Origin of the sequence: Brunnivagina elsteri CCALA 953, assembly GCF_002289455.1 — a bacterium.
In the GTDB taxonomy this organism is placed as follows: Bacteria; Cyanobacteriota; Cyanobacteriia; order Cyanobacteriales; family Nostocaceae; genus Brunnivagina; species Brunnivagina elsteri.
Map to the genome: position 1 here is coordinate 1 of NZ_NTFS01000285.1, position 8630 is coordinate 8630.

Annotated in this window: 9 protein-coding genes; 2 read left to right on the forward strand and 7 right to left on the reverse strand. The window is 40.8% G+C overall.

Annotated elements, in window-relative coordinates; translation table 11 throughout:
• Positions 1 to 90: 90 nt before the first annotated feature.
• The 5 genes from folE to CK510_RS21175 all read right to left on the reverse strand — a co-directional run bounded on the left by folE (position 91) and on the right by CK510_RS21175 (position 5308).
• Positions 91 to 789 (reverse strand): GTP cyclohydrolase I FolE, encoded by a 699-nt coding sequence (folE, locus tag CK510_RS21155; protein ID WP_095723591.1) that lies wholly within the window; start codon positions 787 to 789, stop codon positions 91 to 93.
• Between the two features lie 167 nt (positions 790 to 956).
• The gene (locus CK510_RS21160; RefSeq protein WP_211293245.1) at positions 957 to 1694 is read right to left on the reverse strand and encodes an SDR family oxidoreductase; all 738 of its coding nucleotides are present in this window, start codon (positions 1692 to 1694) and stop codon (positions 957 to 959) included.
• A gap of 558 nt (positions 1695 to 2252) precedes the next feature.
• Positions 2253 to 3233 (reverse strand): acetyl-CoA carboxylase carboxyltransferase subunit alpha, encoded by a 981-nt coding sequence (locus CK510_RS21165; RefSeq protein WP_095723585.1) that lies wholly within the window; start codon positions 3231 to 3233, stop codon positions 2253 to 2255.
• A 205-nt stretch (positions 3234 to 3438) separates the two neighbouring features.
• Positions 3439 to 4461, reverse strand: coding sequence for a long-chain acyl-[acyl-carrier-protein] reductase (locus CK510_RS21170; protein ID WP_095723586.1), 1023 nt, complete (start codon positions 4459 to 4461; stop codon positions 3439 to 3441).
• A gap of 151 nt (positions 4462 to 4612) precedes the next feature.
• Complete coding sequence (locus CK510_RS21175) at positions 4613 to 5308, reverse strand: aldehyde oxygenase (deformylating) (protein WP_095723587.1); 696 nt, start codon at positions 5306 to 5308, stop codon at positions 4613 to 4615.
• Between the two features lie 191 nt (positions 5309 to 5499).
• On the opposite strand from CK510_RS21175, the gene CK510_RS21180 reads away from it, so the two are divergent.
• Entirely contained in the window at positions 5500 to 6327 is an 828-nt protein-coding gene (locus CK510_RS21180; RefSeq protein ID WP_095723588.1) for a carbohydrate ABC transporter permease, read from the forward strand.
• A 33-nt stretch (positions 6328 to 6360) separates the two neighbouring features.
• Here the strand turns inward: CK510_RS21180 and CK510_RS21185 are convergent, their stop codons facing one another.
• Together CK510_RS21185 and CK510_RS21190 are read right to left on the reverse strand one after the other, a co-directional pair.
• A complete protein-coding gene (locus CK510_RS21185; RefSeq protein ID WP_143289369.1) occupies positions 6361 to 6963 on the reverse strand; it encodes a COG3650 family protein in 603 nt (200 codons plus the stop codon).
• A 168-nt stretch (positions 6964 to 7131) separates the two neighbouring features.
• Positions 7132 to 8145, reverse strand: a complete 1014-nt coding sequence (locus CK510_RS21190) for a hypothetical protein (RefSeq protein WP_373695823.1) — start codon at positions 8143 to 8145, stop codon at positions 7132 to 7134.
• A gap of 313 nt (positions 8146 to 8458) precedes the next feature.
• On the opposite strand from CK510_RS21190, the gene CK510_RS31935 reads away from it, so the two are divergent.
• On the forward strand, positions 8459 to 8602 hold the full coding sequence (locus tag CK510_RS31935; RefSeq protein WP_158224939.1) for a hypothetical protein: 144 nt from the start codon (positions 8459 to 8461) through the stop codon (positions 8600 to 8602).
• The last annotated feature ends 28 nt before the right edge of the window (positions 8603 to 8630 follow it).

An 8630-nucleotide genomic window follows, 5' to 3' on the forward strand; every position in this document is an offset into this window, starting at 1 on the left:
TGCTTACCTTAATGGATTAATCTTTGCTCGCTAAATAAAAAGTGGGATGCTCCCGCTACGTCTCTACACCTTTTGCACTCCTATATCTAATTAGAAAAATGCCGCTTGATGACGAATTAAACTAAAGAATTCTTCACGGGTTTTTTGGTCTTCTTGGAATACACCAACCATTGCACTAGTAACAGTCCAAGAACCGGGTTTTTGCACACCACGCATTGCCATGCACATATGGGAACCCTCCATTACCACTGCCACACCTTGGGGTTCGAGAACGGTTTGAATTGCTTCAGCAACTTGACGGGTAAGACGCTCTTGAACTTGCAAACGACGGGAATACATTTCCACAATCCGGGCAAGTTTGCTCAATCCGACAACCTTTTGGTTAGGAATGTAAGCGACATGTGCTCTACCCATAAATGGCAACATGTGGTGTTCGCACAAACTAAAAAAGTTGATATCGCGAACTAATACCATTTCGTTATGTCCTTCATCGAAGATGGCATTATTTACCAAATCTTCGAGGGATTGACTATAACCACTTGTGAGGAAACGCATTGATTCGGCTACACGTTTTGGTGTTTTTAGCAATCCTTCCCGTTCTGGGTCTTCACCAACACCTAAGATGATATTACGTACAGCGTCCTGCATTTGCTCCATATCCTCTTCTGTGGGTGGATGCAATTCAGGTTGTCCGCCATTATGGGTATTGCGATCGGGTCTTGTGTTGATAATATCAGACAAGTCAGGAATTAGCGGAGATTGAGAACCGTTGGAACGAGCAGTAGTCATAAATAAATGTGTGTGTGATGTTTCAAAATAGATATTCAGAATTGGGAATTGGGGATTGGGAATTGGGAATTGGGAATTGGACATTGGGCATTAATTAATGACAAATGACTAAAATCCAAAATGTTGTCAAGACTTTCCGATGGAACGTCTCTACCAAAATCCAAAATCTAGAGAACTCCAGCGCTAGGCATTAGAGTTAATTCGTCTATAACTGCCTGCTGTGGTAGCAGTGCTGCATAGAGAATTGATTGAGCGACGATTTCAGGGGTAAGCATCTTTGAGCGGTCAAAATCAGCGTTAACAGTGTCCGTATCCCATAATTCGGTGTTAACAGAACCTGGACAAAGTGCGGTAACGCGAATCCCGTGCGATCGCTCTTCTTGTGCCAGAGTTTGCGACAATGCCATTAAACCAGCTTTGCTGACACAATATGCACCCCAATTAGGAAAAGCTTGTTTGCCTGCAATTGAGACAATATTAATAATTGTACCCGTGCGACGTTGCCGCATTCCCGGTAAAATCCCCATCATGCACTGAAACGCTCCAGTCAAATTCAAGTCAATTACTCGTTGCCAATCTGCTAAAGGTGTGTCACTCAAATTGCCTGTATATGCCATTCCCGCGTTATTTACGAGAATATCGATCGCGCCAAAATCCTGTGCGATCGCTTGCATTTTTGCTTGCACTTCACCAACATTTCCTAAATCCACAGGGTAAATTTTGGCTTCGACTCCTGCATGTTGTACAGCTTCTGCGACTGCCGACAATTTATCATGCGATCGGCTGACAAGGGCAACATCAATACCAGCTTTGGCAAATTCTAAAGCCGTAGCTTTGCCAATACCGCTACTAGCTCCAGTAATTAAGGCACGTCGTTTTTGCTCAATCAAAATGCTTTCTCCCATTTTCTGGAAACCCCAAACAAATCGCTATTCAATGCCTGTTTTCTTAATAGGGTGAGACAAATTAAACAAATGTGAATTTTATCGGAACAAGTCTCAATTACTGTTATGCTTCGTAAGTAAGAAACAGATATTTTCGAGTCATTACTTTCTAACTAAAAGTTTTTTAACTAAAAATACTCAATTTTTCTCAATCACAAAATTGCATTCACATTAAATTGAGATAAAATTCCAGAAAAAAAACTATGGCGGTTTGGGGTAGCCTTCAATGCAACGATTGCAGCTAAATGCCATAAAAAATAAAGGTACTAGGAATACACAAAACTTCTGTTTTTCAAATTTTTGTTTGTGGGAGGTCAAAATACCACTCCATATCGGCGATGAAATATGCTTACCAATAGCCGCTAACGACTAGAAGCTTCCACATACGAAAATACAAAATGCCTATAGCAGTTAAATTGTCAAGAATTTTATGTTAAAAATTTTATGAACAATCATTAAGCCGCCATAGGCAATTATAGCATCGGGAACGAAAAGAAAATTAATCTATTTTCCGTTCCCTTAAGCAGATGCTTCAGTAAAAACGCCAATTTTACGGAATTTTTCGTATCGTAATTGACGGCGTTCTTTAGAGGTCAATTGGTTAAGTTCCTCTAAATTATCAAGTAAAGCAGCCTTGAGGGATGTTGCAGCTTTAAGAGGATCGGAATGCGCTCCTCCAGTTGGCTCCGAGAGAATTTGGTCGATAATGCCCAAATTTTTCAAGTCATGGGAAGTCATTTTCAATACAGCTGCGGCTTGGGGAGATTTGCTAGCATCTTTCCATAAAATCGCTGCACAGGCTTCTGGAGTGATGACAGTGTAAACAGAATGCTCAAACATCATCACCTTATCACCAACACCAATACCTAAAGCACCACCAGAACCACCTTCACCAATTACCGTACAGATGATAGGAACATCCAAGCTAAACATCTCGCGTAAATTATATGCGATCGCTTCTCCCGCACCTTGACGTTCAGCTACCACCGTCGGCAAAGCACCCGGTGTATCAATAAATGTTAAAATGGGCATCCCAAACTTATTAGCATGTTCCATCAACCGCATTGCCTTGCGATAGCCTCCTGGGGTTGCCATGCCAAAATTACGAGCGATATTGTCTTTAGTATCACGCCCTTTTTGATGACCCAACATCACCACAGGTTGCCCAGCCAAACGAGCCACACCACCAATTAAAGCCGGATCATCAGAACCGCACCTGTCCCCATGCAACTCCATCCATTCATCGGTGATAGCTTGGATGTAGTCTAAAGTACTAGGGCGACGCGGATGCCGTGCTACCTGCAATCGCTGCGAAGGTGATAAACCAGTAAAAATTTCCTCGCGTAATTGCGTAGCCCGCGCTTCAAGTTGACGGATTTGACCGGAAACATCAACCCCGTTTTCTTCCGCAAGCAATCGTATTTGCTCGATTCGAGTGTTTAGTTCCGCAAGAGGCTTTTCAAAATCCAACAGTAGCGGTTTGCGCTCAGTAGTTGCCATTTTTAGAAGTTAGAAGTTAGGAATTAGGGGTGAGGAGTTAGGAATTAAAAGTTAAGAATTAGAAGTTAAGAATTAAGTAGAGACGACCAGGTGGGTCATCTCTAAAGCAATTATGGAGTATTGAGTTACTTTATTATTAATTAATTATTTAATAACTCCTAACTCACAACTCCTAACTCCTAACTCCTAACTCTTAGCTCCTAACTCAAGAGACTAAAAGTGGTCGAAATCCGTGTTTTAGGGAAATCTGACCAATAAAATTCATTTTTTCTACGGTAATCTGATTGCGACCCCAAGAAAAGTTAGTGCGTAACTTCTCGAATTCTAAAAGCATCGATTCGGCAAAACAAGCAAATAATTGACGTGCTGGAACATCCATGTTGACAATTTGCATGATTTTCCAGTCTATATCCAAAGAATGCTCGACAATGCCACCATTGAGGATATGCACGCCGGGATGTTGTACTTTCGTTGCCAAATTTTTGGGGTAGCCACCATCAATCAACAAGCAAGGCTGTTTGAGGGAAGAGGGGTTAATTTCCACACCTTTAGGCATACTCGCCACCCAAACAATAATATCAGCTTCGGGTAACGCTTGTTCCAATGCCATGATTTTACCGCGTCCAAGTTCATCTTGTAACTGCTGCAAGCGTTCTTGATTGCGAGCAATAAGCAAAAGTTCCTTGATATCGGTTTTCGCATCTAGCCAGCGACAAACCGCACTACCGATATCCCCAGTTGCACCACAAACAGCCACCGTTGCTTCCGACAAGTTAATCCCTAATTGCTGGGAAGCTTGTTCAACTTGCTGGCAAATGATATATGCCGTATGGGTATTACCTGTAGTAAAACGTTCAAATTCGAGGGTTGTATTCCGAACTTGGCGAAACTGCTCTAAGTTAAAATTTTCAAAAATAATCGAGGAAAACCCACCCAAAGCCGTGATGTGAATATCATGCTTTTGTGCGTGTGCCATTGCATTCAGGATTTTCCGAGTCGCTGCTTTTATGCGTCGCGTTGCCAACATTTCTGGCAAAAAACAAGACTCGACATATTGCCCTTCAATTTTTTGTCCGGTGACGCTAGTGACGGTAATATTATCGACGATTTGAGGGGGAGCGCTACACCAGAAATCTAAATCCTGATCGGCATATTCAGGGTAGCCTAACTCGCGGGCTACAGATTTTGCGTGTTCTAAACTAGTCAGATGTCCGATTAGACCAAACATGTACTGTTATATTGGGCGTGGGTAAAAAATGATGAGTGGGAGTTATGAGTTATGGGTTGTGAGTTACGAGTTTTGAGTTTTGAGTTAATTTAATCATCTTGACTTATTACTCCTAATTCCTAACTTCTAACTCCTAACTCCTAACTTGAAATTAAGCAGCGCGAAGTCCGTGGGCAGACAGACGCATAACGTCACGGGTATTAAACCCAATATTACTTAATGCTTCTCCGTATTGAATCATGAAGTCTTCTACTAAAGCTTCTTTTTCCATTGCTAAAATTTTGGCATCATCTGCAACTTTGTTGAGCATTTGCCAGACAATGGGAAGGTTTTGGCGATTAGCCTCTTCAAGTTCAGCCTTAGATGTTTCAAAGTTTTCCTTGAGCCAAACTTCTCCAAAATTTAAATGCATATACTCATCTTTGACAACACCTTCAGTGATTTTACGTGCAAAATCATCGGCAACAGGGATGTAAATGTTATATGCTGCGATCGCAAAACATTCGATAATCAAAGACTGAATTAACAAACAGGTGACAATTTTACCTGCTGCTGCTGCTACCTGAAAATTCTCGTGTAATTTGGAGAAAAATTCCACAGCAAATGGCAAATCAGGAGTCACGTGGAGATTCTTCGCACAAGCTTCAAAACCCTTCTTATGACGACTCTCCATCTTCGATAAACGAATTAAGTCGTCTTTTTTTTCTGGCAACAAGTCAGCTAATCTGATGTAATTATCGTGAGCTTCTTGTTCCCCTTCAATCACGATCGCATTAATGCGGCTGTAAGCATCTTTGTAAGTTTCGCTCTGAAAATCGATTTTTAGTTCGTGTGCTAACTGCTGCATAGGTTGTTTACTCCTGTAATGTGAATTATTTGATACAGCGCTTCGGCTGATGGCTAGTAGTCCTGAACTGATAGCTTTAATGTCCACTGTGGTTTAATTTAACTTAACAAGTCACTATGTTATAGATTAGCTTTAGCTGGTGGTTATTGCTCTAGTCACATCACAATAAACGCTTGGAAGTTATCAAATTTATGTCGAAACCAAGCCGAAATCTGAAAAAAAGCGATATTCTCAGTCTGGGAATCCTCTTGCTGCTAGCGATTATCGTCTTGCTACCCTTGATTATTGTTTTCTTAACATCTTTTGCACCTTCTAGTGCAGCATCCGAGACTACATCTCCACAAAATTGGTCCCTTTCTAACTACAGTAACGCATGGGAGCGAGGTAAATTTTTACTCGCGTTTTGGAATTCGACACTGGTAGCGTTAGCTGTAACTGCATTTCAAATTGTCACTTCGGCTTTGGCTGGTTATGCTCTAGCGAGATTAAAATTTCGCGGTAAGCAAGCACTATTGCTAATTGTACTGGCAACTTTAGTCATTCCCTTTCAATTATTAGTAATTCCCATATTCTTAGTTTTGAAATGGGGAAATTTAATCAACACTTATGGAGCTTTGATTTTACCAACGGCAGTCAATGGTTTTGGTATTTTTCTATTAAGACAGTTCTTTTTAAGCATTCCCGTTGAGTTAGAAGAAGCTGCGGCTTTAGATGGTGCAAATCGTCTACAAATTCTTTGGCAAGTCATGCTCCCACTCGCTCGTCCAGCTTTGGTGACGTTATTTTTGTTTACCTTTATTGGTGAATGGAATGATGTTTTTAAACCGTTAGTATTCACAACTAGACCAGAACTAAGAACTGTACAATTAGCATTAGCTGAATTTCAAGAACAATTTACTAATAATTGGTCATTAATGATGGCAGCAGTAACTATTTCTACTGTTCCTGTAATGGTCTTGTTTTTAATTGGACAACGGCAATTTATTCAAGGAATTGCATCTACAGGGGTGAAAAATTAGGCAGTTGGAGATTCCGCGACATATCCCCGACTTCTAAGTCGGGGATATGTCGAGAGAAATACCAGAATTAGAAGTAATATCATCAGCAATATAAGCTTTCCCTTGGATAACGGAATTAGCAGCTACTTCCTTCCCTAAATAGGGACTTTCGGGATATCTTACACCATCAAACTTAACTAGCCAATAGTTTGGTTTTGCTCCTCCTCCACTAGTTGAAAAAATTATATCTTGCCATCCATTAGTCTTTGTATTAGTGACAATTATTGGTTGATTAGTCACTAAAGTTTGAGATATTAACTTATAACCTTGTGCTGTTTTTTGGAAAATCATTGTTGGACAGCCACTTTTCCCGCAAACATGCTTGCTGACAACATAGGCAATAATTTCAGGATTGCGATCGCTATTCAAATCGACACGATTGTAGTAATATCTCACGGATTTACTCACCTCACCTAATTGAGCGCGAATTGCTTTATCAATCTCACCATCACGCTTTGTTTCCGAATTGATAAGTTCTACATTCTTCATATCGATTCCGCGAATTGAAGTTAGTGCTTTTTTGGGAGATGCGATCGCAGAAAAAATACCCGTTTGCAAAATAATTAAACTACCCATAAATAATAAAGATACTCGCATTTTGTCACACCAAATTCAGATACCGATTATGGCACATAAAAAATTATCTGGAATTCGATAATATTGTTTGATATAAATTATCCATAAAATAAATAAATAAGGGCAAACAACCGTTTGCCCCTACGTTAATATTCTTTTTTCAATTGATATTAAATTTTTAACATTTCCCTATTCTTCCTCTTGAATTTGCAAACGAATAGTACGCTCATTTGGTCCACCGATTTGAATTGTCATCACTTGACTACCGAGCGGTTCTATGCATTCGAGCAAAAAACGTAAATGTGGTGTACTCGCACCAGTATCGACATACAAGCGATCGCACAAATTACCAACTTTTTTCCAAGTCATATACAACTTCCCAATAATTTGTTCGAGTTGCGATGCTTGATTAACCAAATCCGCAGCCACATTCAAACAACCAAGTCGCTGTGCTTCCACTAAAGCAGTCTCAATATTTACATCTTCTTGTGTTAATGCTTGAACCTGTGCCGATGCTTTAAGATATTTTGCCAGATTTCGCGCTTCCGTAGTCGCTTGCTTGATGGTATCCAAATCGGGATTAGCGCCAATTTCCTTTTGTAATGGTGCTTGATGCACTTGAGGTAGTTTTTCCATTTCCCGCACCAAAGGGGCAATGACGCGGGGAGGAAGGGAATTATCAGCAGCTTTTTCCTTAACTTCCTCCGGCAATAAATCGCTCGTCATTGCCGTCCATTCTTCAGTCAAATTTTTGACTTCGCGACGGGTAATTTTATCACCTTTTTGAGCAGCTTCACTCACCATTTGTTGCACTTCCGGGGAAGCCTTAGCAGTCTCAACAAAAGCCCGCTTGCTGAAATTTTTGATACTGCTAGGTTCCAGTCTACCTTCCGCAAGCAACGTATCAGCACTATTAGCCAATTGAATCCAAGCATAAGCTTGAGTCTTGCTGATTTCCCGTTCCTTCAGCCAATAAATAAACCCCGTACCCCGTCCATCACCACCAATTTTTTCGCGATCGCGCACCGCACGTAAGATTCTACCCCGCCAAATATCGGTTTGCAAATCAAAGCGATCGCACACCTGCCAAGCAATGTCCACTTGCTCTTGAAATTCTGACTCCGGTATCCCTTCGTCTTCAGGATCGGGAAGATCAAAGTTAAAGTCTGCTGGCTGTTGTAGGGCATCTGCCAGGTCGTTCATCGATTCAGTATATTCCACGATTTGCTGATAAATTAGGTTATGCGCGAGGCTTATTATCCCACAATCCGAGTAGTATTACTTGTAGAGTAAGTCAATAAAATTTAACAATAGAAAATTCCTCAAAACCCTAAAACCCAAGAAAGCGGGTTTCTCCCTCACGTAAAATCTCAAATTGGTACAACAAATCCGAGAAACCCGCTTTCTCCCTTGACGGGAAAACCTAACAAACCTCCACATATTTTGTTATTCGGGGTTTCCTCGTTGGTAGAGAAACCCGGTTTTTAGGTCTTTTCATGCTGAATTAGAATTTTTTGTGGGGGAGAAACCGGGTTTCTTCGAGTGCGATCGCTCTTCGGCAAATATTTATGGATTTAATATCATAGTCAAATCTAGAACAAAACCAGGTAAAACTTCCTCAAGTGCATCAAGCACCATTACAAAAGGAAATTGGCGCTAATCCCGATTTGGATACCATCAAGCAAGCG

Bases quoted from the DNA above. Each gene is read 5' to 3' on its own strand.
- folE (WP_095723591.1), bottom strand. From the start codon at position 789: ATGACTACTGCTCGTTCCAACGGTTCTCAATCTCCGCTAATTCCTGAC.
- CK510_RS21160 (WP_211293245.1), bottom strand. From the start codon at position 1,694: ATGGGAGAAAGCATTTTGATTGAGCAAAAACGACGTGCCTTAATTACT.
- CK510_RS21165 (WP_095723585.1), bottom strand. From the start codon at position 3,233: ATGGCAACTACTGAGCGCAAACCGCTACTGTTGGATTTTGAAAAGCCT.
- CK510_RS21170 (WP_095723586.1), bottom strand. From the start codon at position 4,461: ATGTTTGGTCTAATCGGACATCTGACTAGTTTAGAACACGCAAAATCT.
- CK510_RS21175 (WP_095723587.1), bottom strand. From the start codon at position 5,308: ATGCAGCAGTTAGCACACGAACTAAAAATCGATTTTCAGAGCGAAACT.
- CK510_RS21180 (WP_095723588.1), top strand. From the start codon at position 5,500: ATGTCGAAACCAAGCCGAAATCTGAAAAAAAGCGATATTCTCAGTCTG.
- CK510_RS21185 (WP_143289369.1), bottom strand. From the start codon at position 6,963: ATGCGAGTATCTTTATTATTTATGGGTAGTTTAATTATTTTGCAAACG.
- CK510_RS21190 (WP_373695823.1), bottom strand. From the start codon at position 8,145: ATGAACGACCTGGCAGATGCCCTACAACAGCCAGCAGACTTTAACTTT.